Source organism: Paracoccus lichenicola (assembly GCF_009708075.1).
GTDB lineage: Bacteria > Pseudomonadota > Alphaproteobacteria > Rhodobacterales > Rhodobacteraceae > Paracoccus > Paracoccus lichenicola.
In genome coordinates this window covers 82,868-107,326 of record NZ_WMBT01000010.1, presented here as the reverse complement: position 1 = coordinate 107,326, position 24,459 = coordinate 82,868, and the positions used below count along the sequence as shown (strand labels likewise).

Genomic DNA, 24,459 nt, shown 5'->3' with positions numbered 1-24,459 from the left:
TTGGCGGAGCGGCCGTCACATGGCCGCGACGGCAGCACCGCGCAACGCTAAAGCCCCATGTAGGTTTCCTGGATCCGGCGGTCGTTGCGCAGCACCTCGGCCCGGTCCGATTGCACGATGCGGCCATGGTCCAGCACATGCGCCGTGTCGGCGACCTCCAGGGCCTCGGTCACGCGCTGTTCCACGATCACCACGCCCAGCGTCTCGCGCCGGGCCAGGGCGGTCACCGTGTCGAGCACCTTTTCCGTCATCAGGGGCGACAGGCCGACCGAGGGTTCGTCCAGCATCAGGAACCGCGGCCGGCTCATCAGGGCGCGGGCGACGGCGCACATCTGGCGCTCGCCCCCCGACAATCGTCCCGCAAGCTGGGTCCGCCTTTCGCCCAGGATCGGGAAGATGGCGATCAACTCCTCCATGCGGCTTGCGGATTCCCGCCTCGAGACCGCGCCATAGGCGCCCAGTTGCAGGTTGTCCTGCACCGACATGAACGGGAAAAGCCGCCCCCCTTCCGGCACCAGCGCCAGACCAAGGCCCGGCAGCACATGCGCCGGCAGGCGGGTGATGTCGCGATCCCCCAGGACGATCCTGCCCCCGGTGGGCCGGATCAGCCCCGCGATCGTGGACAAAAGCGTCGTCTTGCCCGCGCCGTTCGCGCCGACGATGGCGGACACCTCGCCCTCGGCCACGCTGAACGAGATGTCGCGCAGCACCCGGATCTGGCCATGGCCGGACGACAGGTCGCTGATCGTCAGCCGAAGCCCGCTCATGCCGATGTCCTTCCGATATAGGCTTCGATCACGGCGGGATCGCCCAGAACCTCGTCCGCGGTCCCCTGGGCCAGCAGGGCGCCGCGGTTCAGCACCAGCACCCGCCGGGCAAAGGCGCGCACGACCTTCAGGTTGTGCTCGATCACGAGAAAGGTCGTGCCCAGCCTGTTCAGCCGCAGGACGAGATCGACGATTTCCCGGACCTCGGTCTCGTTCAGCCCGGCCATCAAAAGGACGATCTTCGGGTCCATGGCCAAGGCTGCGTGTGGACGCGACCCCCAGTTTCTCGGAGTTCGATAAGGGGTGGAAAGCGTGGGCGCACGGGACGATGCCGTTGCGCGCGACTGGCTTGCTGTCCGAGGGCACCGCTTCCGTTTCGAGCGCCGCGCCGGATTTGAAGGATCCCACACGATCTAGAGGGGGCGCCGAAACGATTGCAAGCAGGATACCGCCCCGCCGGGGGGTGAATGTGGGTCAGAGCTTGGCAAGGCTGCGTTCAGGCCCGTGACCGGACGCGTCTTTGTCCTGCAAGGGCGCCCGGCAGCAGGCTCAAAGGTTCGCGCCGACCACGCGGGCGCACAGCGCCAGCGACACCGCGCCCGCGTCCGGGTGGCCCAGGCTGCGTTCCGCCAGGGGACGCGCGCGGCCCAGACGGGGGACCAGCCCGGCGGTGGCGTCCGCGGCCTCGGTCGCGCGGGCGGCGGCGGCGGCCCAGGCCACCCCCAGGGTTTCGCCCGCGCCAACCCGTTCGTCCAGCACCTGAACGAACGGCACAAGCGCATCGACCAGGGTCTTGTCGCCGACCTTGGCGCCGCCCAGCCGGACGATGGCATCCTGCGCCGCCCGCGCGCCTTGCGCGACGGTTCGGGCAGAGGGCTTGCCGGCATCGCCAAGCGCCTGGCCCCACGCCCGCAGCGCCACGCCCCACAGCGCGCCCGAGGTGCCGCCCGCGCGGTTCGCCCAGGCATCGCCCGCCCGCGACAGGACCGTGCCCGCCCCTGCCCCCGCCATAACCGCCCTTTCGGCAGCGGCCACGGCGGCGGCGGACCCGCGCGCCATGCCCTGCCCGTGGTCGCCATCGCCCGCCTGGGCGTCGATGCGGCCCAGTTCCTCCTCGGCATCGGCCAGGGCATTCGCGACATGGCCGATCAGCGCGGCCACGCGGCGACCGGCCTCTTGCGAGGCGGCGCTGCCGGGGGCGATCGCGGTCGCGGTCTCGGTGCCCGCGTCCACCGCCTCGGCGTCCAGGGGCCGCGCGACGGTGCCCTTGCGGAAGGCGGGGGCGTCGGCGGGGGCGCGCCAGTAGCCTTCAAGCTGATCGTCCAGCCAGGTCAGGGTCAGCGAACAGCCCGCCATGTCCAGGCTGGTGACGAATTCGCCGACCTCGGGGTCCACCGGGGTCAGGCCGGCGTCCGCCAGCATCCCGGTCAGGTGATGCCACAGGACGAACAGTTCCTCGTATTTCGTGCGGCCCAGGCCGTTGAGGATCACGGCCACGCGCCCGTCATGGTCCCCGGGGCGTTCGGCCAGCAGCGGTGCCAGCAGCGTGCGCGCCAGATCGGCGGCGGGCATCATCGCCTGCGTGCTGATGCCCGGCTCGCCATGGATGCCAAGGCCCATGCCCACCTGGCCCGCATCCACCGTGAACAGCGGCTTGCCCTGGCCGGGCAGCGTGCAGCCGTCGAAGGCCAGGCCGAAGGACACCGTGGCCCCGTTCGCCTTGGCCCCCACGGCCATCACCGCGTCCATGTCCAGGCCCGCCTCGGCCGCCGCGCCGACGATCTTGAAGACGGCCAGATCGCCCGCAACGCCGCGCCGCCTGGAACGCTCATGCGCCCCCGCGCTGGCCACGTCATCCGTCACGGCCAGGAGGCGCGCGTCGATCCCCTCGGCCCGCAGGCGTTCGGCGGCCGCGCCGAAGTTCAGCACGTCGCCCGCATAGTTGCCGAAGCCCAGGATCACCCCGCCGCCCCGGTTCGCGGCCCTGGCGACGCCGTAAATCCACGCGGCCGAGGGCGAGGCGAAGACATCCCCCGCCACCGCCCCGTCGGCGAACCCGGTGCCGACATAGCCCAGGAAGGCCGGGTAATGCCCCGACCCGCCGCCCACCAGCAGCGCCACCTTGCCGCGCGGCCCCGGCGCGGCGCGCACCGCGCCATGCGGGACGGCGCGCACGCGGTCGGCATTGGCGGCGCAGAAGCCCTGCAAGGCCGTTTCGGCGAACCGGTCGGGCGCGTCGAAAACCTGTGTCATGTGCGGATCCCCCCTCGTGATCTGTCGGATGCGGTCGCGGTTGCGGGCGCAGACGCCCGGGCCGCGGCCGTTGTGATGGTCCACCGGGAAGCGGCTGTCAAAGCCCGCCTGTTGATCGCGCCCCCCCGGCAAGGGCGCGGTCGCAAGGCCGGCCCCGGCCTACCGCCCCGCCAACAGCCGCCTGGCCGCCGCCACGGTGCGGTCCAGCCATTCGTGTTCCAGCGCGCGCGTGGCCTCCATGTCGTCGGACGGGGGCAGCCAGTGTTCCAGGATCACGCTCATGTCCGGGTCGCAATGGGCCAGCGCGTCCAGAACCTCGGCCAGTTCGGCGCGGCCCTGGCCTAGGGGCGTGCCGTGGATGCGGAAGCCCACGCCGTAAGGGTCGGGCGTGATCCGGTAATCCTTGAAGTGCAGGTTGATGGCATGGGGCGCCAGCATCCGCACGGTCTGCATCGGCCATTCGCCCGCGCAGATCGAATTGGCCACGTCCAGGCAGACGCCAAGCGCGTCGTCGGCCACCGCGTCCAGAAGCTGCACCATCCGGGGCGAGGGATAGTCGAAGTGGTTCTCGATGGCGAAGCGCAACCCCGCCGCCTTGCCGTCGGGCAGCAGTTCGCGCAGTTGCGCCGCCAGATCGGGCACCGGGATCAGCGCGTCCTCGGCATCCAGCGCCACGCGCAGGATATTCGACCCGATCCGCTGGCCGATGGGGATGTAGCGGGCCAGTTCGGCGGCATTGAAGCCTTGCGTGCCCAGTTCCAGCGTCATGCCGTATCCGTCCGCCCGCGCCTTCAGCGCCCGGTGGTCTTCGGCAGACAGCCGGTCCAGCGGCAGGTTGTCGGCATATTGCACGACGGACAGGCCGTGACGGTGCGCGATCTCCAGCACCTCCATCGCCGTCATGGGCGTTGGGGGCTGCCTGTCCTTGATGCCGATGGACCAGCGAAAGGCATAGCTGCCCAGGCCGAGTTTCACCAGGCGGACGGTGATGGCCAGCGTGGCCAGGATCACCAGGGCGGCGCCCCCGGACAGCGCGAAATAGCTGTAGGTGGCGGGCAGGCCCAGCACGGGGCTGAGGTCGATCCAGGACATGTTGCCCACCTGGAACGCCACCACCATCACGACGGCATTGCCGCCGATCACGCAAAGCTGGGCCAGGACGTAAAGCGCCTGCTTGCCGCGCCGGTCGAACATCTCGGGCAGGGCCTCGACCGGCCCCGGGGGCGGATGCGGCGCGGAAGGCCTCCTTGTCCAGCTCGTTGACCTTCAGGTTCGGGTCGGCGCTGAACTGGTCGAAGAACTTCCTTTCGCTGTCCGCGATCAGCCCGCGCTGCATCGTGGTCGCCGCATCCGCAGGCGGGCAGGACCGGCCGCATGGTCGTGGTTGTGGAAAACCACACCGTCATCGGCGGCCTGGGCGAGGCGGTCGCGGGCGTCCTGTTGCGCGCAGGCGTCGCCCCGAAGTTCCGCCATGTCGGCCTGCCGGACGCGTTCCTGGCGGCAGGCGCCCTGCCCACGCTGCACGACCGCTACGGCATCTCGGCCTCGGCCATCGCGGCCAGCATCAAGGGCTGGCTGTGACGAACGCCTGCCGCGCAACGCAGGTCGCGCGGCAGGCCCCCGGTTTTCTCGGTCCCGGCGCGATGGGCGTCCGGTCCCTGCCTGGCGGCGAAAGGCCCGGCCCTCGGGGCAGCACGTCCCCATCGCGGCCGTCGACAGGCCGGACGGCATGGAAAAGCCCCGCCGGGGGGCGGGGCCTTCGGTTTCATTGCCTTGCCTCAGATCTGGCGGCGGGTGGGGATCACGCGGTCGGCATAGACCGGATGCACGACCCCCGACCGGCCGCCCAGCCAGCCGGCGATGGCGCCCAGGACCAGGGCCACGAAGGCCAGGATCGCGCCGGTCGAGACCCCCGTCGCGGCGGCGTCCGCGGCCTCGGTCGCGCGTTGCTGGACCCGATCGACCGTCTGCTGATAGCGCTGCTCGATCTGGGCGACCTGTTGGGTCGCTTCCTCGACCGGGATGCCGCGGGCATTGGCAAGGGCCTGCGCCGCCTGCTGGCGGGCCTCGTCCCGGCCTTCCTCGTCGCCCGTCACGAGGGCGCGCGCGGCATTCACCGCCGCCGTGTTCAGGGCCTCGGGGTCGTTGCCGGTGGCGCGGACCTGGGATTCGATCTCGTCCAGGGGGTTGATGTTCTCGAGCGCGGGCGCGGCGGTCTGGGCGACTGTCTGGCTGACGCCGCCGATGGCGCTGGAAATGCCGCTGAAGGCGCCGCCGACAAGGCTGCCCACGGTGGTGGACAGGAAATACAGCACCAGAAGCGTGGTGAAGGCCCAGGTGGTCAGGCCGTGCAGCGCGCCGGTGGTGGGCACGGTCTTGCCCGACATCCGCGCGGCGATATAGCCGCCCGCGAAGGACGCGATGATGCCCGAGACGACGTACCAGATGCCCGCCGCGATCGAGAAGGTCGAGGCGGCCGGGTTGTCGGCGGTGCCGGGATCCAGCGTCGCAAGCCCGATGCCGACGCCCAGCATGGTCAGAAGCACCTGGACCACCAGCGCCACCACGACGCCCGCGAAGATCGCGCCCCACGAGACCTTGTTGACCATGATGGTGTGGGCGTCCTCGGACACGCTCGGATGGGTGTGGACGGTCCCGGCCGACAGGGGGGGTTCGCCGGAAGAATAGCTCATCTGTGGAAACCTCTTGCAGGGGCGACGGCAAGACCCGGCGCGGATAAGGAAAGTCTGCCCCTTAAACCATCCAGCAAGACTTTCGTTCCGACCGGGCCGGAGGCTCTGCCGCCCGGACCCTCTGCCCGTCGGGCTTCCCTGCTTGAGGATCCCCTTTCGGACGCCGGCCGCAGCGGGTCCCCGGGGCTTGAGCAGTCTTCCGCGACGGGACACGCCCGGCACGAGGGGATCACCCGCCCAGCGTCTGGTCCTGTTTCCCGAACCAGTCCAGCGCATCCTGGAAATGCTGCGGACTGAAGTCCGGCCAGTGCTGATCGACGACGAAGAAGTCCGCGTAAACCGATTGGACGGGCAGAAAGCCGCTCAGGCGCCTTCCGCCGCCCCACCGCACGATGAGATCAAGCCTGGACACGTCCTGCGAGCGGATCTGGCCCTGCTTCAACCCGGCAAGATCCCATTCCCAATGATAGTTCACCAGGAAATTGACCTTGATGCCTTCCCCCTGGCGGGTCCGGAAGGGCCGAAGCTCCTCGGGGAACTGCGGGGATCTTTCGTCGCCGACCACCAGAAGGGCAGCGCCCCGGCGGACGATTTCCGTGGCGAAGGCCACGCAGGCCGCGCGAAAGGCCCGGATCTGCTCGGAAGGCCGCTTGGTGTTGTCCTGGGTGAAGCCGAAGACCGAGACCTCGGGGATGCCCTGGCCCTTGCACATCTCGTAGAGAGCCAGCCCCGGCGCGATCCCGGCCTGATAGCCCGACTGCTTGGGCAAGCCCTGGCCCGCTGCCCAGCGTCGATTGCCGTCCGGAATGAAGCCGACATGGGTTGGAAGCGTCCGCCTTGTCATCATCCTGCTCCTGAGTGCTTGCTGGGGACTGCACTCCGACGTGTTCGGTTCCGTGACGGAACAGCCCAGGCGGCGCCTTCATCCTTGTGGACAACGCAGGTCGTGTCAACGTGATCCGACGACGGCCAGGGTCCCGCGCCGATGCCGGGCCTTCCCCTTGCCGGCAACGCGCGGCGGGTCCACAATATGGCCCGCTTGACCCCTGGGCCGCCCGTTGCCCTTCAGGAAAGCGCCGTGCGGAAACAAGACAGGAATTTTTCCTTTTAAAAGCTTGTTAGATTGTTGAAGCCCCTGCATTGTTTGCCTGGGGCAGCACGGGGGAAGGCTGCCCGGTCATGGACGATCGGCTTGCCAAGCACCGTCCGCAAGAGGAAAGCGCCCTTGGGAGAGAAAATGAACAGGATCCTGGTAGCAGCCACCGCAGTCGGCCTTTTCACGATGCCCGCCTTTGCCGAGATTTCGGACGGCATCGTCAAGATCGGCATCCTCAACGACCAGTCGGGCGTTTATTCCGATTTCGGCGGCAAGAATTCCTATGAAGCGGCCCTGATGGCGGTCGAGGATTTCGGCGGCACCGTGCTGGACGCGCCGATCGAGGTCGTGACCGCCGACCACCAGAACAAGGCCGACATCGCGTCCAACATCGCGCGCCAATGGTATGACACCGAACAGGTGGACAGCATCATGGAGCTGACCACCTCGTCCGTGGCGCTGGCCGTGCAGGCCCTGTCGCGCGAGAAAGGCAAGATCACCATGACCACGGGGGCCGCGACGACGGAACTGACCGGCGCGCAATGTTCGCCCTATGGCTTTCACTGGGCCTATGACACGCACGCCCTGGCCGTGGGCACCGGCGGCGCGCTGGTCAAGGAGGGCGGCGACAGCTGGTTCTTCCTGACCGCCGACTATGCCTTCGGCTATTCGCTGGAGGAACAGACCAGCGCCTTCGTCACCGAAAACGGCGGCACCGTCACCGGATCGGTGCGGCACCCGCTGGCCTCGACCGACTTCTCGTCCTTCCTGCTGCAGGCGCAATCCTCGGGGGCCAAGGTCATCGGGCTGGCCAACGCGGGCGCGGACACGCAGAACGCCATCAAGCAGGCCGCCGAATTCGGCATCACCCAGGGCGGGCAGAAACTGGCCGCGCTGCTGTTCACGCTGGCCGACGTGCACGGGTTGGGGGCCGAGGCCGCGCAGGGCCTGAACCTGACCGAAAGCTTCTACTGGAAGCGCGACGCTGCCAGCGAGGAATTCGGCCGCCGCTTCATGGAGCGCACCGGGTCGATGCCCAACATGATCCACGCGGGCACCTATTCCACGGTGATGTCCTATCTGAAGGCCATCGAGGCCGCAGGCACGGACGAAACCGAAGCCGTCGCCGCGAAACTTCACGAACTGCCGGTGAATGACGTGTTCGCCCAGGGCGGCAAGGTCGGTCCCAACGGCCGCCTGATCAAGGATGTCTACCTGATGGAGGTCAAGGCCCCCGCGGACATCACCGAGGACTGGGATTACTACAACGTCCTGGCGACCATTCCGGGCGACCAGGCCTTCCTGGATCCGGCGGAAAGCGGCTGCCCGCTGGTCACGCAGTAAGGCGCGGCCATGACCGTTGCGCCAGTCCTGACGCAATCTCAGCCGCGGGTGGTCCTGTCCGCCCGCGGCCTGGGCAAGGATTTTTCGGGCTTCACCGCCGTCAACGATGTCGATCTGGACGTGGAACACGCCCGCATCCACGCGCTGATCGGTCCCAATGGCGCGGGCAAGACCACCGTCTTCAACCTGCTGACCAAGTTCCTGCAACCCACGCGCGGCACCATCACCCTGCGGGGCCAGGACATCACCCGCGAACGGCCCGACAAGGTGGCGCGCATGGGCCTGGTGCGGTCCTTCCAGATCTCGGCGGTGTTCCCGCACCTGACGGTGCGCGAGAACGTCAAGGTCGCGCTGCAACGCCCGGCGGGCCTGGCCGTGCAGTTCTGGAAGCCCTTGTCCGCGCTGGACCGGCTGAACGGGCGCGCCGACGAGCTGATCGACGGCCTGGGCCTGTCGCCATACCGCGACCACCGCGCCGCCGACTTGTCCTATGGCCGCAAGCGCGTGCTGGAGATCGCGACGACCCTGGCCTTGGACCCCGAGGTCCTGCTGCTGGACGAACCCATGGCCGGGATGGGGCAGGAGGACGTGCGCATGGTCGCGAACATCATCCGCGACGTGGCGCAAACCCGCGCCGTCCTGATGGTCGAGCATAACCTGACCGTGGTCGCCGACATCTGCCACCACGTCACCGTGCTGCAACGCGGAGAGATCATCGCGACGGGCGATTACGCCACCGTGTCCGCCGATCCCCGCGTGCGCACCGCCTATATGGGAACCGAAGCATGACGGGTCCGCTTCTGGAAACCGCCGGACTTCAGGCCTGGTACGGCGAAAGCCATGTGCTGCACGGCGTGGACCTGCACGTCAACGAAGGCGAGATGATCTGCATCCTGGGCCGCAACGGCATGGGCAAGACCACGACCCTGCGCGCGATCATGGGCATCCTGCGCAAGCGCACGGGCCGCATCACCTTCGCGGGCCAGGACATGATGGCCGTGCCCCTGCACAAGACCGCCCGCGCGGGCCTTGGTTTCGTCCCCGAGGAACGCGGCATCTTCGCCACCCTGTCGGTCGAGGAAAACCTGATGCTGCCCCCCAAGGTGGCCGAGGGCGGCATGACCGTGGCCGAGATCTATGACCTGTTCCCGAACCTCCAGGAACGCCGCAACAGCCCCGGCACGAAACTTTCGGGGGGCGAACAGCAGATGCTGGCCATGGCGCGGATCCTGCGCACGGGGGCGCGCTGCCTGTTGCTGGACGAGCCGACCGAGGGGCTGGCCCCCGTCATCATCAACGCCATCGGCGACGTGCTGCGACAACTGAAACGACGCGGCATGACCGTGGTGCTGGTGGAACAGAATTTCCGCTTCGCCGCCACCGTCGCCGACCGCTTCTATCTGATGGACCATGGCACGGTGACCGCCGAATTCCCGGTGTCGGACCTGGCCCATCGGATGGACCTGCTGCATCGGGAACTGGGGGTTTGACATGACCATGATCTTCGGCATTCCCATCCAGGCCCTGATGGGGCAGTTGCTGGTCGGGCTGATCAACGGCAGCTTCTATGCGCTGCTCTCGCTGGGCCTGGCCGTCATCTTCGGCCTGCTGCGTGTCATCAACTTCGCCCATGGCGCGCAATACATGCTGGGCGCCTTTGCCGCGCTGCTGCTGCTGACGGTGGGGGGCGTCAACTATTGGCTGGCGCTGATCCTGGCCCCGCTGATCGTGGGCCTGTTCGGCGCCATCGTCGAGCGCACGATGCTGTCGCGGCTTTACCAGCTGGACCACCTGTATGGCCTTCTGTTCACCTTCGGCCTCGCGCTCGCGATCGAGGGGACGTTCCGGTACTTCTACGGCGCCTCCGGGATGCCCTATGCCCCGCCGCCGCAACTGACCGGGGCGGTGAACCTGGGCTTCATGTTCCTGCCGATCTATCGCGGTTGGGTGGTGATCGCGTCCCTGATCGTCTGCCTGGGCGTGTGGTTCATGATCGAGAAGACCAAGCTTGGCGCATACCTGCGCGCGGCCACCGAAAACCCGGTGCTGGTGCAAAGCTTCGGCGTCAACGTGCCCTTGCTGCTGACGCTGACCTATGCGCTTGGCGCGGGGCTTGCGGCCTTCGCGGGCGTGCTGGCCGCGCCCATCTATCAGGTCAGCCCGCTGATGGGGACGAACCTGATCATCATCGTCTTCGCGGTCGTCGTGGTCGGCGGCATGGGGTCGATCCTGGGGGCCATCGTCACCGGCTACATGCTGGGCGTGGTCGAGGGGCTGACCAAGGTCTTCTACCCCGAGGCATCGAACATCGTGGTCTTCGTCATCATGGCGATCGTCCTGATCCTGCGGCCCGCGGGCCTTTTCGGAAAGGATGCCTGACATGGCCGGAAAATCCGAACCTGTCCCCGGCGAACGGATCGCCATCCACCCCAGGGCCGGGACCATCCAGCTGGCGCTGCTGGCCGTGATCGCGGCGGGGCTGCTGCTCGCGCCGCAGTTCCTGTATCCGATCTTCCTGATGAAGCTGTTGGCCTTCGGCCTGTTCGCCGCGGCCTTCAACCTGCTCTTGGGCTACACCGGCCTTCTGTCCTTCGGCCATGCCACCTTCTTCGGCGGCGCAGCCTATTTCACCGCCCATGCGGTGAAGGAATGGGGCTGGCCGCCCGAGGCGGGGATCCTGCTGGGCGTCGTCGGCGCCGCCGTCCTGGGCCTGGTGATGGGCGCCATCGCCATCCGCCGCCAGGGCATCTATTTCGCGATGATCACGCTGGCGCTGTCGCAGATGTTCTTCTTCTTCTGCCTGCAGGCGGGCTTCACCCATGGCGAGGACGGCATCCAGTCCGTCCCGCGCGGCCGCCTGTTCGGGGTCTTCGACCTGTCCGACACGATGACCATGTATTACTTCGTGCTGGCGGTGTTCGTCCTGGGCCTGCTGGTGATCTGGCGCTTCGTCAACTCGCCCTTCGGCATGATCCTGAAATCCATCCGGGAAAACGAACAGCGCGCGATCTCGCTGGGTTATTCGGTCAGCCGCTACAAGCTGGGGGCCTTCGTGATGTCGGCGGCGCTTGCGGGCCTGGCGGGCGGCGTCAAGGCGCTGATCTTCCAGTTCGCGACGCTGACCGACGTGACCTGGCAGATGTCGGGCGAGGTGATCCTGATGACCCTTCTGGGCGGCATCGGCACGCTGGCCGGGCCGGTCGTGGGCGCGGGCGTGGTGGTCACGCTGCAGAATTACCTCGCGACCTCCGACTTTCCGGTGACGATCATCACCGGGGTCGTCTTCATGGTTTGCGTCCTTGTCTTCCGGCGCGGGCTGATCGGGGAACTTCTCGAAAGCGCGTTCGGCCGCCGCTTCTTCGCGGGGCGCCGGACGCGTGAGTGACGGCAGCGGGCGGGACGCAGCGAGGACGCGGCGGATGAATCGGTCTACGGACTGCCGAATATGCTTGATAAAAGGCCGGCAGTTCCTGTCAACTCCGCGGTATTGCGAAAAACGAACGGTTAGCTGGTAGCTTGTCTTGATCGCCCCTTCCCCCCTGCAGACCACGGACATGACCGCCGCCGCATCCGTCCGGTGGGACGCGGTCGTGATCGGAACCGGCCTGGGCGGTGCCCATGCGGGCGCGCGGCTTGTGCAGGCGGGCATGAAGGTCCTGTTCGTCGAACGCGGGACAAGGCCCCCGGACGCCGGCGATCCCGCCCCGCTGGAGCAGCTGGAGGCGGACGTGACGGTCAATGGCCGGGCCGCCCGGCGGGTCCCCACCTCGCTGTCGGCGGTCGGCGGAACCTCGGTCGTCTATGCGGCCTCGCTGGAACTGCCGGCGCGGCACGACCTTGACGATCTCGAGGAAGCGCCTCATCCGACCGGGGGCTGGATCGTCGGGTATGACGGGTTCAGGCCCTATTTCTCGCAAGCGCGCCGTCTTGTCGGCATCTGCGGCACGCGCGATGCGCTGTGCGCCGACGACGGGGACCCGTTCGCCGACCCGCCCCCGCTTTGCGCGGGCGATGCGGAAATCCGCGACGATCTGGCCCGGCGCGGATACCACCCTTATCGCGCGCATCTGGGGATCGCCTATCGGTCCCCGTGCCAGGAATGCATCGGCCGCGAATGCTTCAGGGCCTGCAAGGCCGATGCCCGCCAGCCCCTGGGGCAGGCCCTGGATTCCGGCCGCGCGGCCCTTTTGTCGGGATGGACGGCCCGCCGGATCGAGGCGGACGGCACGGCGGCAACCGGCGTCGTCGTGGGCCGCGCGGGCCAGGACCCGGTGACGCTTGCGGCCGACCGGGTGGTGCTGGCGGGGGGCGCCATCGGGTCGGCGCAGTTGCTTCTTGCGTCCCGCGGCGCGCACTGGGCGGACGGCATCGGAAACCGGGAAGGCCTGGTCGGGCGGAACCTGATGTTCCACCTGTCCGAACGCATGGCCGTATTCCCCAGGCATCGGGCGCCGCTGGGCTTTCCGGCCAAGTCGCTGGCCTTGCGGGATCTGTATCTTCGCGACGGGACCAGGATGGGGATGGTCCAGTCCATGGGGTTGCAGGCGGATTACGGCAACATCCTGATGCACCTGCGCGGCCGGTTCGACCGGGGGCGGCTGCACCGCGCGCGGCCGCTGCGGCCGTTCCTGCGCATCCCCGCCAAGATCGCCGCACTGGCCCTGGGGAACGCACGGGTCTTTGTCGGCATCCTCGAGGATCTGCCCTACGGGACGAACCGCATCCTGCCCGGCAGCAATCCCCTGGACCCCCCGGCGATCGTGTATGATGTCGCCCCCGAGCTTGCCGAGCGCCGGCGCCTGTTCCGCCGCGCGATCCGCGAGATGTTCGGGGGACGGCGCTTCTTCTTTCTGAACGATGATGTCGAACTCAACTATGGCCATGCCTGCGGCACCGCGCGGTTCGGGCGCGATCCGCGCGACAGCGTGCTGGATGCGGATTGCCGCGTGCACGGCCTGCGCAATCTTTACGTCACGGACGCGTCGTTCATGCCGACCTCGACCGGGGTCAATCCCGGTCTCGTCATCCTGGCCAACAGCCTCCGCGTGGCCGACCGCATCGTCGCGGCACGATAAGGGCGAACGGGGGCGCATCGTCGGTTGCGGCAGGCGCAGCCCCTCCCTAAGGTAAGGAATGACGGCGGCGATCACCCGAGGGTTGCCGTCCCCTTCCTTATTCGATTGATCTGCTCTTGACCAAACACAACCCCGACGAGATGGATCCGTCAACGACAGTTCTGGTGGCGACTGCGGCGGTCCTGGCCTTGTCGCGGTGGTTCGGGATGAACGACCTGGCCGTTTCCATCGGTGCGGGCAATCCCGGGCATGAATGCCGCGCGGTCATCCGGACCGGCATGACCGCAAGGGACATCGCCGACCTGCTGGAACCGCCGGTCCCCGCCTGGGGGACGGACGATCTGCTGATCGCTCCGGCACAGGCGCCGGGGGCGCCGGACCTGCCGGGCCTGCGCGCGCGGCGCGACGCAGGACGGGTGCGGTTCGAAAGCACCGATCCCCGGGACCCCGGCCTTGCGGACCTTGCCTCGCGGCTGCTGGCGGCGATCGCAAGCCAACCGGATGCAGACCTGTCCGAACTTGCCCCGGCCCGCTTCGCCCCGGTGGAAGGGCGGGCGCCGCCGCCCTTGCGCGGGCTGGACGGCGCGCTGGCCGGCAGCTGCGTGGACATGGCGACCGGCGAGACGCTGGCGGGCGAGGAGCTGGAGCGGCGGGTCGCCGCCATCGCCGGTCTGCTTGGGGACCAGGGGGCGGGACCGGGCACCATCGTGGGCGTGGCCCTGCCCCGCGGCATCGACGCGGTGGCCGCCTGGGCCGCCATCCTGCGCACGGGCGCGGGGTTCCTGCAGATCGACCCCGACCTGCCCGCCGGACAGCGCGGGCGGATGATCGAGGATGCCGCGCCCGCCTTTCTGCTGGTCGCGGACCCCGGCCTTGCCCGGGGGCTTTCCGGCGCGACCCGGACCCTGACCCTTCCGCCCGGGGACATGCCGCCCCGGACGGCCGCCCGCAGGCAGGCCGGACCCGAGGATCCCGCCTATCTGATCTTCACCTCGGGCAGCACCGGCCAGCCCAAGGCGGTGACGATCGGCCATGCCGCGCTGGACCACCATTCCCGCGCCGTCGCGGCGGCCTTCGCGCTTTCGCCCGCCGATCGCGTGCTGTCCTTTGCCGCCCTGGGCTTCGACGTGGCGATCGAGGAAATCCTGCCGACGCTTCGCGTGGGCGCCACGCTGGTCCTGCGCAGCGACGCGATGCTGGACACGCTGGAACGCTTCGTGGACGAACTGCACGACCACCGCATCACCGTGCTGAACATCCCCACCGCCTTCTGGCGGCTGCTGACCGGCAGCCTGCAGCACCCCTCCTCGCGCGGTCTTCCACCAGAGCTTCGGCTGGTGATCGTCGGCGGCGAACGGGTCCCCTCGGCCACGCTGGAGCAGTGGCGGAAGGTGGCGCCGGGCGTGGTCTGGATGAACGGCTATGGCCCGACCGAGACGACGGCGACCGCCACCATCCATGTCGATCGCGGCGCCCCGCTGGAACTGGACAGCGTGCCCATCGGCGCGCCCCTGGGCGCGGCGCGGCTTGTGCTGCTGGCCCCCGACGGCTCGCCCGCGCCGCCGGGACGCCCGGGCGAGATGTGGATCGGCGGGGCCGGGGTCGGCCTTGGCTATGTCAACCGGCCCGACCTGACCGCCGAAAAGTTCCGCACCCTGCCGGGACCGCCGGGGCGCGGCGATCCCGGGCGCTGGTACCGCACCGGGGACCGGGTCCAGCCGACGCCCGGCGGAGAGCTGGTGTTCATCGACCGCATGGACCGGCAGTTCAAGCTGAGCGGATACCGCATCGAGCCGGGCGGCATCGAGACCGCCCTGAAGAAGATCCCCGGCGTGCGCGAGGCGCGCATCGCGGCCCAGCATGGCGCCCTGGCCGTGTGGGTCGCGGCCGATGCGGATCATCCCGACATCCGCGCGGTCCTTCAGGCAGAGCTGCCCAAGGGCGTCTCGCCCCGCCTGATGGTCCTGCCCGAGATGCCGCTCAACGAACGCGGCAAGCTGGACGAGGCGGCGCTGCGCGCCATGATGGCCAGCGCGGGCGATCAACCGGCGGGCGCGCCGGCCGACCCGGCGGCGGCCGCCATCGGCCGGATCATGGGCGATCTGCTGGGCCAGCCGCCGCTGGGCGCCAGGCAGTCCTTTTTCGACCAGGGCGGCAACTCGCTGATGGCGATCGAGCTTTCGGAACACCTGGTGCGCCTGTTCGGGCGGCGGCCGACGCTGCCCGCGATCTACAACCACCCCACGCCGCAAGCCCTGGCCGGGATCATGCAGTCCGCCCATGCGCTGCCCGACGACAGCCTGATCGCCGTGCAGCCCGAAGGCGACGGGATCCCGCTGGTGGGCATTCACGTGCTGGGCACGAACGGGGATTTCTACCGCCCCCTTGCCGCCGCGCTGGAACCGCGCCATCCCGTCTGGGGGGTGACGACCGGCCTTCTGACCAGCGAGACGCCGACCGACATCGACGGGCTGGCGGACCTGTATGTCCGCCGCATCCAGCAGTTCCGCCCCCACGGTCCCCTGGCGCTGGCCGGCGTGTCGCTGGGTGCCTTCGTCGCCTTCGAGCTTGCCGCGCGGCTGCGTCGGGCGGGGCGCGAGGTGGCCATGGTGGCGATCTTCGACGCGGATGGTCCCGCCCCCTCGCGGCGGTCCACCCTGGCGGAACGGCTGGGCCGGGCGGCGTCGCGGATCCGGCAGGACCCGGGCGCCGCCCTGCGCCGCTATGCCGAACGGGCCGGGGGCGAGCTGATGCTGGCGCGCCAGGTGATCCGGCTGCGCCTTGACCGGCTGCGCGGGCGCAAGCGCGACGGGCACAGCCTGGACGAATTCATTGCCGCCAACATCGTCTCGGTCGCCGCCTACAGCCCCGCCGTCTATCCCGGACGGGTCGTGATCTTTGCCGCGCGGGACGATCTGGCGAATATCGACCGGGTGCGGCGGACGGCCCTGGGTTGGGCGCCCGTCGCGCCGGACCGGCGCTTCGTCTGCGTTCCCGGCAACCACCTGGGCATCCTGGACGACCCGGGCGTCCGCGACATCGCGCAGGTGATCCGGGAAGAACTGGGCCGCGTCAGCCCTGGGCGATGACCGGCTGTTCGGGCTGGCCGCGGCTCAGGTAAAGATAGCCGCCCGCCGCGATCGCGGCCAGGACGATGGCCAGGGCGACCCCGAAGCGCCTTGTCTGCAAGGCCCGCGCTTCGGCCGAGGGCAGCAGCGGCACCGCGGCGATGGGAACGACGCCCAGTTGCCGTTCCACCGACAGGGCGTTGCGCATCACCGGGCGGCGCAGGTCCAGCAGGAAGACCAGCAGCAGGGCGGCCCCGGCGCTGAGCATTCCGCCCATGGCCAGCAACCGCTTGCGGCTTGAGGCCAGGGCGTATTCCGGCGGCTGCGCGTCTTCCAGGACGATCATGCCGGCGGCGGTGCCGGTGTCCTGCATCGACCGCTGTCCCTGCGCCTGCGCCAGTTGAAGCGCCACCTCGGAAAGCTGCTGGACCAGCTGCGTCTGGCTGCGCGCAAGGCCGGCAAGCTCCTGCTCGACCTGGGGCATCCGTTCCAGGGCGCTCGTGATCTGTTGCTGGCGGGCGGAAACGACCTGCTTCTGGTCCTCGATCATGCGCCGCTGCGATTCGATCAGGTCCAGCTCGCGGTTGGCGATCGTTTCGCCCGCCGCCTCGGGGTTGTCGCGCAGGGCCTGGATTTCCGCCTCGATCCGCTGCACCTCGGGGTGTTCGGGGGGCAGGACGCGGCGGCTGCGCGCCAGTTCCGAATTCAGGCGCGACAAGCGCGCCGCCAGCGAGACATCGGCTTGCGCCGTCCCCTCGGCCTCGGGGCGCAGCTCGGCCTCCAGCCGGTCGCGCTCCAGCGCGAGAAGCTGGCGGTCCAGTTCCAGTTGCAAGTCGCGCAACTGGGTCAGCTCGGTGCGCAGGGATTCGGCCACTTCGGGAAGGGCCTCCTCGTTGGCGTTCTTCACCGCGCCGATGCGGCGGTCGATCTGCGCAAGCTGGTCGTTCAGCCGCCGCGATTCGGAGTCCAGAAAGCCCACCAGCTCCTCGACGGTGCGGGTGCGTTCTTCGGCATCCTGCGCCATCAGGCTGGCGGCAAGGTCGTTGGCCACCTGGGCGGCCTGCCGGGGATTGCCCGCCCGGCTGGTGATCAGCAGCGCGGACACCTGCGCGCCGGGACCGGGTCCCGCCCCCGTGGCGTCGATCATGCGGATGGTGTTCTGCTCGCGGAACGCGAACACCCGGTCGTCGTCCGACAGGGCGGGCTGGTCGGCGAAAAGCCCGTGCCTGTCGATCAGGGCCAGCACGTTCTCGCGCCGCATCAGGCGTTGTTCGATCACCTGCAACCGCCGCGCGGCGGAAAGCGAATCGTCCCCCGCAAGGCCGGTGTTGCGAAGCTGGATCAGCGAGGTCGCCTCATAGACCGAGGGCCGCGAAAGCGCATGGGCAAGGCTGGCCAGCAGCCCCAGCGACAGCACGAGCGTGAACGGCACGATCCTGCGCCGCAGCATCGAGACGACATCGGCCATGGACTGGATCGGACCCATCTACCGCTCCGCATCCACCAGGACCACGCCCAGGATCGGGGGACCCCCGTCCAGCAGGCGGTCGCATTGCCGCAGATCCGACGGAACCGTGCTGGTGCCGTCCGACACCATCAGCAAGGTCTCGGCCATGCCCGCCCCGGCCAGGCCCGCATCGCCTTCCAGGATGGGCGGCAGCAGCAGCAGCGTCACGTCGGGCGACAGATCCGCGACCAGCCGGGCAACGGACGCGGCCACCCCCGGTTCCTGAAGGGTTTCCGCGGACCGGGGATCCGCGACGGCGTTGCCGACAAAGGCAAGATTGTCGCCGAAGCGGCCGGCGGCCAGGCGCAGGTCCCTGCCCTCGCGCAGCGCCTGGCCCAGGTCGGGACCCTGGTCCAGTCCGAACATCCCCGTCAGCCGGGGAAAGCGCAGGTCCAGATCCGCCAGCACCACCCGCAGGCTTGGCCGGCGCGCAAGGCTGAAGGCCAGGTTTGCCGCGGCATAGGCGGCGGCGGGCCGGTTGCGAGGCTGGGTCACGCCGATCCGGCTCCAGCCGCTCTTGCCGGTCACGCCCAGCACCCGGGTCCGCAGCACGTCGAACTGCTCGGCCGCGGCAGAGAGGGCCGGCATCGCCGCCGGAAGCCGGTGCCGCAACGCCGGGGCGTCCGGCAGCCGCAGCGCGGGCAGATGGCTCCAGTCGCGGCCGGGCGGCGCGGGATCAGGGGGAACAAGGCCGCGCTGCGGCGGTTCGGACTGGATCACGCTGATGCTCATTCAATTTCGCTCGAAGCGTCCGGCTGGACGAGGATGGCTGAAGTCATCATTATGATAAGATCATCGCCCACGACAGCACAACCGGCACATGCAATCCGACACCCCGTCCTTTCCCGCAATCGGCGCCGTGGCCATCGGCCGGAACGAAGGCGAACGCCTTGCGGCCTGCCTGCGCTCGCTTGCCGGACGGGTGGACCGGCTGGTCTACGTCGATTCCGGTTCGACCGACAACAGCGTCCGGCGCGCCCGGGATCTGGGGGCCGAGGTCGTGCAGCTTGACCTGTCGCGTCCCTTCACCGCCGCCCGGGCCCGGAACGCGGGATTCGCGCAACTGATGGAAGGCGGGCGGCCGCCGGTCTTCGTCCAGTTCGTCGATGGCGACTGCGAGATCGTCGAGGGCTGGATCGAAACCGCCGCCGCCCGGATGCAGGCCGACCCGGGCCTTGCGGCGGTCGCGGGCCGCAGGCGCGAACTGCGCCCCGAGGCCAGCCGCTACAACCGCCTGATCGACGCCGAATGGGCCACGCCCGTCGGACCGGCCCGCGCGGTCGGCGGCGACGCCATGCTGCGCGCCGCGGCCCTGGCGGGGATCGGCGGCTATCGCGGCGACCTGATCGCCGGCGAGGAACCCGAGATGTGCCTGCGCCTGTTGCGCGCGGGCTGGCGGATCGAACGGCTGGATGCCGAGATGACGCGCCACGACGCCGCGCTGCTGCGCTTTGGCCAGTGGTGGAACCGGTCGCGGCGCGCGGGCCATGCCTTTGCCGAAGGCGCGGCGCTGCATGGCCTGGGTCCCGAACGGCACTGGGTGGCCGAAACCCGCCGCGCGGTCCTGTGGGGGGCGGCGCTGCCGGCGGCTGTGCTGGCGTCCCTGGCGGTCAGCCCGGCCGCCGCCGCCGCGCTGCTGCTGGCCTATCCCCTGCAGGTCGCCCGCCTGAGCCGCCGCATGGGACTGGAACGGGCGCTGTTCACGACCCTGGGCAAGTTCCCCGAGGCGTTGGGCGCCATCGAATACCACCTGCGCCGGACGCGCCTTGCCCGCCCGCGCGGGCTGATCGAATACAAATGACCGGCCCTTCCCTCAGCATCATCATCCCGGCCAGCAACGAAGCGGCACGGATCGGCGGGTGCCTGGACGCGCTGCTTGCCCAGCAGGGGCTTGGGGACAGGACCGTGCAGGTCGTGGTGGTGCCGAACGGCTGCCGGGACGACACCGCCGCCGTCGCGCGCGCGCGCGAACCCGCGTTTGCCGGCCGGGGCTGGCCCCTGACCGTGGCCGAGCTGGACGAGGGCGGAAAGATCGGCGCGCTGAACAAGGGCGACGAACAGGCCCGGGCCGCGGCGCGGCTGTATCTGGACGCCGACATCCTGTGCGGTCCCGGTCTGCTGCGGGGGCTGATGGATGCGCTGGACCGCCCCGGTCCCGTCTATGCCGGGGCAAGGCTTCGGGTGCCGCCGCCCGTGTCCGCCCTGTCGCGGCGCTATGCCCGGTTCTGGCAAGGCCTGCCCTTCCTGACACGCGGGGTGTCCGGTGCCGGACTGTTCGCGGTGAACGGGCCGGGGCGCGAACGCTGGCACCGCTTTCCCCCGATCATCGCCGACGACGCCTTCGTGCGCGGCCTGTTCGCCCCGTCCGAGCGGGTCCTGGTCGATGCCCCCTATTCCTGGCCCATCAGCGAAGGGTTCCTGGCGCTGACACGGGTGCGGGGCAGGCAGAACGACGGGATGCGAGAGCTTGCGCGGCTTTACCCCGACATGATGCGGAACTTCGACGACCGGCCCGCCTGGCCAGAGCTTGGCCGCCTTGCCGCAGCCGACCCGCTCGGCTTTCTCAGCTACGCCGCCGTGGGCATCGCCACGCGGCTGCGCCGCAAGCGGAACGGCTGGGCGCGGAACCGCTAGGGCGCCCGCCGCGGGTGTTCCGCGCCGCGCAGGCATCACCCCTGACGCGATCACCCTTGACGCGAACGCCCTGTCCCGAATCCGGTCTCCGCCGGAACCGGTTTCGTGCGTTAACGTTAACGAAACGCCGCGCCTAACCAAAAGGATAGTCAAATAACACCAATTACCAACTTCCCAAGTGATCCCATGTTATGCAATCGTTAAGAGAACATTAACGGGCAAAAAAAGCCGAGAATTTTACCGAGTTCAGTGTTTCAGGGGCTGTCGGCAATGTTTCACAATTCTGAGTTGCAGTTTCTCGATATTACACCAAACGTGATTTGTCCTCCGTCGGAATCCCCGGGCCTGTATCGCCGGGCCGGCAAGCGCGTCCTGGACATCGCCATCGTTCTTGCCGCCGCCCCGATCGTGCTGTTCCTTGTCACGATGCTGGCCGTGATCGTGGCCTGCGACCGCTCGAACCCCTTCTACAGCCAGAACCGGGTCGGCCTGGAAGGGCGCACGTTCCGGCTGTGGAAGCTGCGAAGCATGGTGCCGGACGCCGACACCTGCCTGGCCGCCTATCTGGCCACGAACGAGGAAGCCCGGCTGGAATGGGAGGTGACGCAGAAATTGCGCAACGATCCCCGGATCACCCGCTTCGGCCGTTTCCTCCGGCGCAGTTCCCTGGACGAATTGCCCCAGCTTTTCAACGTCCTGCGCGGGGACATGAGCCTGGTCGGGCCGCGCCCGATGATGGTCGAGCAGCGCCCCATCTATCCCGGGACGGATTATTACCTTCTTCGCCCCGGCCTGACCGGCCTATGGCAGGTGTCGGAGCGGAACGGCACGAGTTTTGCCGAGCGGGCCAAATACGATGCCGAATACAATGCCACGCTTTCCCTTGCCGCCGATCTGCGGACCCTCTGGCGGACGACCTCCGTCGTGATGCGGGGCACCGGGGTCTGACCCTTCACGGGGCGCCCGTGCGGATCCCAGGTCGGCGCCGTTGCCGCCAAGCGGCATCGGTCCCTGACCCGATCCCGAACGCATGTCCCGGATCATCCCAAGCACCAGCAGGACAAGGGCGCCGCTGACGGTATAGGCCACGATGCCCCACCAGATGCCCAGGAACCATGCCGCCAGTCCGCCTGCCGTCATGGCGAACACGATCGCGGCCAAGAGAGAAGCTACCGTCACGGGCGACCCAGAATCTATTTCAACCAAGGATGGAACTAGTGCGTCATTAACCACGTTACGTCAATCGGCGTCGTGGGAACATGAAAACCCTGCCCGCCCGAACCGCCTCGGCGGAGCCTCGCCGACCGGCAGCGGCGGTGCCTGTCAGATCGACCAGAACAGGGCCGCGGCCACCGCCCCTCCGGCCAGTCCCAGCAGCATGTCGGACCGGGGCTGCCAGGCGCCATAATGGCGCACCATCATGACCGTGACCGGATACATCAGCACCGCGGCCGCCGCCTGCCCGCCAAGGGCGCCATGAAGCCCCCAGACATGCGCGCCCGTCAGCAGGCAGCCCATGTAGATCACGGCGCGGATCGCCTGCACGACGAAAAGCCGCCGGGAATCGCCCCGCGCCAGGGCGATCACGTCATAGCCCAGGATGACCAGCGCCGGGATCTGGATCAGCGCGATCAGCTTGACCAGGTATCCCGCGCTGGCATAGCGCGGATCATAAAGCAGGTTGACCAGCCACTCTCCGCTGAAGGCCAGCACGGCCACCAGCACCAGCAGAAAGCCCGACAGGCGCAGCCTGATGGCGGCGATGCGCCGGGCGTTTTCGGGTGATTCCGCCGGCGGCGAATCGCGGTACAGCGGAATGAACAACCGCCCCGAGATCGCCGAACCCAGCAGGATCGGCACGCTGCCCAGGAAATAGGCGATGTTGTAGATGCCAAGCTCGTCCATCGAAAGATAGGCGCCCAGCACCAGCCGGTCGCCGTTGAAGATCAGAAAGCCGCAGATCGTGCTGAGAAGGATCCAGCGCCCGAAGCCGCTGAGTTCCTGCAAGGGTCCGGGCGCCCAGCACAGGCGGTTGGCGCGGCCACCCAGGCCGAACCGCATCACCGCCACGCTGATGGCGCTGGAAACGACGCCCCCCCAGACCAGCGCCCAGACCGATCTCATGGCGGCGGCCAGCGCGATGGTGACGGCGATGCCCAGCAGTTGCGCCAGCAGTTCCAGCCGGGTCAGCCTGCCCACCTGCAGATGCCGCATCGCGGTATCCACCGCCGTCGGCATGAAGCCCCCGATGAACAGGGAAAGCGCCGCGACGGGAAAGACCTGCGCGAAGATCGGCTCGCCGTAAAGCCAGGCCACGGGCCAGGCGATCGCCGCGGCCAGACCCGTCAGGACGACGCCCCGCACGACCTGCACCGTCCAGACGGTGTCCAGGAATTCCGGGTCGTCGCCGCTTGCGCTTTTCTGCACCGCCGGACCCGTTCCCATGTCGCTGAACATCTGAAGCCCGACGATCAGCGAGGTGACCAGCGCCATGACCCCGAAGGCCTCGGGCACCAGCAGGCGCGTGAGGATCAGGTTCGAGGCCAGCCGGATGGCTTGCGAGACGACATAGCCGAAGGTGGTCCATGTGGAACTGCGCAGCGCCCGGGCACCCAGGCTGTCGCGACGCCACATCATCGAAAGGCTGGAAATCGGTTTGGTCAAGATACGTGGTCAACCATGCGGAGGGATGTCGGGAAGGGCAGGGCCGGGGCCGGTCAGGCGGCCTCTATGGACTTTGCCGCCTGCTGCGTCCAAGGTAAAATCGCCCCTGCCCGAGGATCCAGATGACTTTCGGCCACAAGCCCGCGATCGGTTATGTCATCAACACCTATCCCCGCCCGTCGCACAGCTTCATCCGCCGAGAGATCCTGGCGCTCGAAGCCGCGGGCTGGACGATCCATCGCTTCGCCATGCGCGGCAACGCGGCCGAACTGGTCGATCCGGCCGACCAGTCGGAACATGCGCAAACCGAACATGTCCTTGAATCGGGGGCGATCCGCCTGGGGCAGGACTTCATGCGCGCGGCCTTGCGTGCGCCTGCTGCGGCCCGTTCGGCGCTGCGGGACGCGCGGCGCGGGGGCGTCCGGCACCTGGCCTATCTGGCGGAAGGGGCGCGGGTCGCCAACCGGGCGCGCGCGCTTGGCATCAGTCACCTGCACGCCCATTTCGGCACCAACTCGACCGACGTGGCGCGCCATGCCGCCCGGCTTGCGGGGATCGGCTACAGCTTCACCGCCCATGGTCCCGAGGAATTCGACGCCCCGCGCGCCCTCCGCCTGGGCGACAAGCTGGCCGGGGCGCGCTTTGCCGTGGCCATCAGCCATTACGGGCGCAGCCAGCTTTGCCGCTGGGTGGATCACCGCCATTGGGACCGCATCCATGTCGTGCATTGCGGCATCGAACCGGCCCGCTTTCCCGATCCGCCCCCCCTTCCGGTCGCCCGCCCGCTGCGGCTGGCGGCGATCGGGCGGTTTTCCGAACAGAAGGGCTTTCTTGCGCTGCTGCCGGCGCTTGCCGCGGCCCGCCGCAACGCCGACATCCGCCTGACGCTTGTCGGCGACGGAGAGTTGCGCCCCGAGATCGAGGCGCTGATCGCCGCCCATGCCCTGGGGGATGCGGTGACGCTGACCGGCTGGCTGGACGAGGCGGGGGTGCGCGGCCAGCTGGCCGCCAGCCATGCGCTGGTTCTTCCCAGCTTCGCCGAAGGCCTGCCGATGGTCGTCATGGAGGCGATGGCGCAGGGCCGCCCCGTCCTGGCGACGGCCATCGCCGGCGTGCCCGAACTGGTCCGTCCCGGAGAGACCGGCTGGCTTGTCCCCGCCGGCGACGAGGCCGGGCTTGGCGAGGCGATGGTCGCCCTGGCCGCGACCCCGGTCGAGGTGATGGCCGGGATGGGCCTGAACGGCCGGGCGCGCGTGCTGGCCCATCACGACGTGGCGGCCGAGGCGGAAAAGCTGGGCGCGCTGTTCGCCGCCGCCTGCCGCGGGCAGGCCGCCTGAACGCGGCCTTCCCGCTGGTCG

21 protein-coding genes are annotated in these 24,459 nt (G+C 69.1%); 12 read left to right on the top strand and 9 right to left on the bottom strand.

The window, feature by feature from the left end:
* Positions 1-47 precede the first annotated feature (47 nt).
* The 4 genes from GIY56_RS14705 to GIY56_RS14690 form a co-directional block, all read right to left on the bottom strand.
* Positions 48-767 carry an ABC transporter ATP-binding protein gene (locus GIY56_RS14705; RefSeq protein WP_154765604.1) on the bottom strand — a complete coding sequence of 240 codons (720 nt, stop codon included), beginning with the start codon at positions 765-767 and terminating at the stop codon, positions 48-50.
* Positions 764-1,018 (bottom strand): ABC transporter ATP-binding protein C-terminal domain-containing protein, encoded by a 255-nt coding sequence (locus GIY56_RS14700; RefSeq protein WP_230312547.1) that lies wholly within the window; start codon positions 1,016-1,018, stop codon positions 764-766. The genes GIY56_RS14705 and GIY56_RS14700 overlap by 4 nt, the downstream gene beginning before the upstream one ends.
* A 298-nt stretch (positions 1,019-1,316) precedes the next feature.
* Positions 1,317-3,020 (bottom strand): dihydroxyacetone kinase family protein, encoded by a 1,704-nt coding sequence (locus GIY56_RS14695; protein WP_154765603.1) that lies wholly within the window; start codon positions 3,018-3,020, stop codon positions 1,317-1,319.
* A 159-nt stretch (positions 3,021-3,179) separates the two neighbouring features.
* Positions 3,180-4,223, bottom strand: a complete 1,044-nt coding sequence (locus GIY56_RS14690; RefSeq protein WP_328288570.1) for a sugar phosphate isomerase/epimerase family protein — start codon at positions 4,221-4,223, stop codon at positions 3,180-3,182.
* 171 nt (positions 4,224-4,394) lie between these two features.
* On the opposite strand from GIY56_RS14690, the gene GIY56_RS14685 reads away from it, so the two are divergent.
* Positions 4,395-4,601, top strand: coding sequence for a transketolase C-terminal domain-containing protein (locus GIY56_RS14685; protein ID WP_230312545.1), 207 nt, complete (start codon positions 4,395-4,397; stop codon positions 4,599-4,601).
* Positions 4,602-4,798: 197 nt separating this feature from the next.
* Here the strand turns inward: GIY56_RS14685 and GIY56_RS14680 are convergent, their stop codons facing one another.
* A complete protein-coding gene (locus GIY56_RS14680; RefSeq protein WP_154765602.1) occupies positions 4,799-5,713 on the bottom strand; it encodes a PhnA-like protein in 915 nt (304 codons plus the stop codon).
* Positions 5,714-5,942: 229 nt separating this feature from the next.
* The gene (locus GIY56_RS14675) at positions 5,943-6,557 is read right to left on the bottom strand and encodes an undecaprenyl diphosphate synthase family protein (protein ID WP_154765601.1); all 615 of its coding nucleotides are present in this window, start codon (positions 6,555-6,557) and stop codon (positions 5,943-5,945) included.
* A 393-nt stretch (positions 6,558-6,950) separates the two neighbouring features.
* Between GIY56_RS14675 and GIY56_RS14670 the strand changes: the two genes are divergently transcribed.
* The 7 genes from GIY56_RS14670 to GIY56_RS14640 all read left to right on the top strand — a co-directional run bounded on the left by GIY56_RS14670 (position 6,951) and on the right by GIY56_RS14640 (position 16,317).
* Positions 6,951-8,153 carry an ABC transporter substrate-binding protein gene (locus GIY56_RS14670; protein WP_154765600.1) on the top strand — a complete coding sequence of 401 codons (1,203 nt, stop codon included), beginning with the start codon at positions 6,951-6,953 and terminating at the stop codon, positions 8,151-8,153.
* Positions 8,154-8,162: 9 nt separating this feature from the next.
* A complete protein-coding gene (locus tag GIY56_RS14665; protein WP_154765599.1) occupies positions 8,163-8,942 on the top strand; it encodes an ABC transporter ATP-binding protein in 780 nt (259 codons plus the stop codon).
* Positions 8,939-9,643, top strand: a complete 705-nt coding sequence (locus GIY56_RS14660; RefSeq protein ID WP_154765598.1) for an ABC transporter ATP-binding protein — start codon at positions 8,939-8,941, stop codon at positions 9,641-9,643. Before GIY56_RS14665 ends, GIY56_RS14660 begins: the two co-directional genes overlap by 4 nt.
* Position 9,644: 1 nt before the next feature.
* Positions 9,645-10,532 (top strand): branched-chain amino acid ABC transporter permease, encoded by an 888-nt coding sequence (locus GIY56_RS14655; RefSeq protein WP_154765597.1) that lies wholly within the window; start codon positions 9,645-9,647, stop codon positions 10,530-10,532.
* A gap of 1 nt (position 10,533) precedes the next feature.
* Positions 10,534-11,538: a branched-chain amino acid ABC transporter permease gene (locus GIY56_RS14650; RefSeq protein WP_154765596.1), complete on the top strand. Its 1,005-nt coding sequence runs from the start codon at positions 10,534-10,536 to the stop codon at positions 11,536-11,538.
* 136 nt (positions 11,539-11,674) lie between these two features.
* Positions 11,675-13,228 (top strand): GMC oxidoreductase, encoded by a 1,554-nt coding sequence (locus tag GIY56_RS14645; RefSeq protein WP_230312544.1) that lies wholly within the window; start codon positions 11,675-11,677, stop codon positions 13,226-13,228.
* Between the two features lie 116 nt (positions 13,229-13,344).
* The gene (locus tag GIY56_RS14640) at positions 13,345-16,317 is read left to right on the top strand and encodes an amino acid adenylation domain-containing protein (RefSeq protein WP_154765595.1); all 2,973 of its coding nucleotides are present in this window, start codon (positions 13,345-13,347) and stop codon (positions 16,315-16,317) included.
* Here GIY56_RS14640 and GIY56_RS14635 read toward each other — a convergent pair.
* On the bottom strand, positions 16,301-17,782 hold the full coding sequence (locus GIY56_RS14635) for a GumC domain-containing protein (RefSeq protein WP_154765594.1): 1,482 nt from the start codon (positions 17,780-17,782) through the stop codon (positions 16,301-16,303). The two genes, GIY56_RS14640 and GIY56_RS14635, sit on opposite strands and share 17 nt — an antisense overlap.
* A complete protein-coding gene (locus GIY56_RS14630) occupies positions 17,783-18,535 on the bottom strand; it encodes a P-loop NTPase family protein (protein WP_154765593.1) in 753 nt (250 codons plus the stop codon).
* 88 nt (positions 18,536-18,623) lie between these two features.
* Between GIY56_RS14630 and GIY56_RS14625 the strand changes: the two genes are divergently transcribed.
* From GIY56_RS14625 to GIY56_RS14615, 3 genes are all read left to right on the top strand, one after another.
* Positions 18,624-19,604 (top strand): glycosyltransferase, encoded by a 981-nt coding sequence (locus GIY56_RS14625; protein ID WP_154765592.1) that lies wholly within the window; start codon positions 18,624-18,626, stop codon positions 19,602-19,604.
* Positions 19,601-20,437, top strand: a complete 837-nt coding sequence (locus tag GIY56_RS14620; RefSeq protein ID WP_154765591.1) for a glycosyltransferase family 2 protein — start codon at positions 19,601-19,603, stop codon at positions 20,435-20,437. The genes GIY56_RS14625 and GIY56_RS14620 overlap by 4 nt, the downstream gene beginning before the upstream one ends.
* Positions 20,438-20,707: 270 nt before the next feature.
* A complete protein-coding gene (locus GIY56_RS14615) occupies positions 20,708-21,385 on the top strand; it encodes a sugar transferase (RefSeq protein WP_154765590.1) in 678 nt (225 codons plus the stop codon).
* Between the two features lie 375 nt (positions 21,386-21,760).
* Here GIY56_RS14615 and GIY56_RS14610 read toward each other — a convergent pair whose 3' ends face one another.
* Positions 21,761-23,074: an oligosaccharide flippase family protein gene (locus GIY56_RS14610; protein WP_154765589.1), complete on the bottom strand. Its 1,314-nt coding sequence runs from the start codon at positions 23,072-23,074 to the stop codon at positions 21,761-21,763.
* Between the two features lie 149 nt (positions 23,075-23,223).
* Here GIY56_RS14610 and GIY56_RS14605 point away from each other — a divergent pair, with 149 nt between their 5' ends.
* Positions 23,224-24,438 carry a glycosyltransferase gene (locus GIY56_RS14605; RefSeq protein ID WP_154765588.1) on the top strand — a complete coding sequence of 405 codons (1,215 nt, stop codon included), beginning with the start codon at positions 23,224-23,226 and terminating at the stop codon, positions 24,436-24,438.
* Positions 24,439-24,459: the final 21 nt, after the last annotated feature.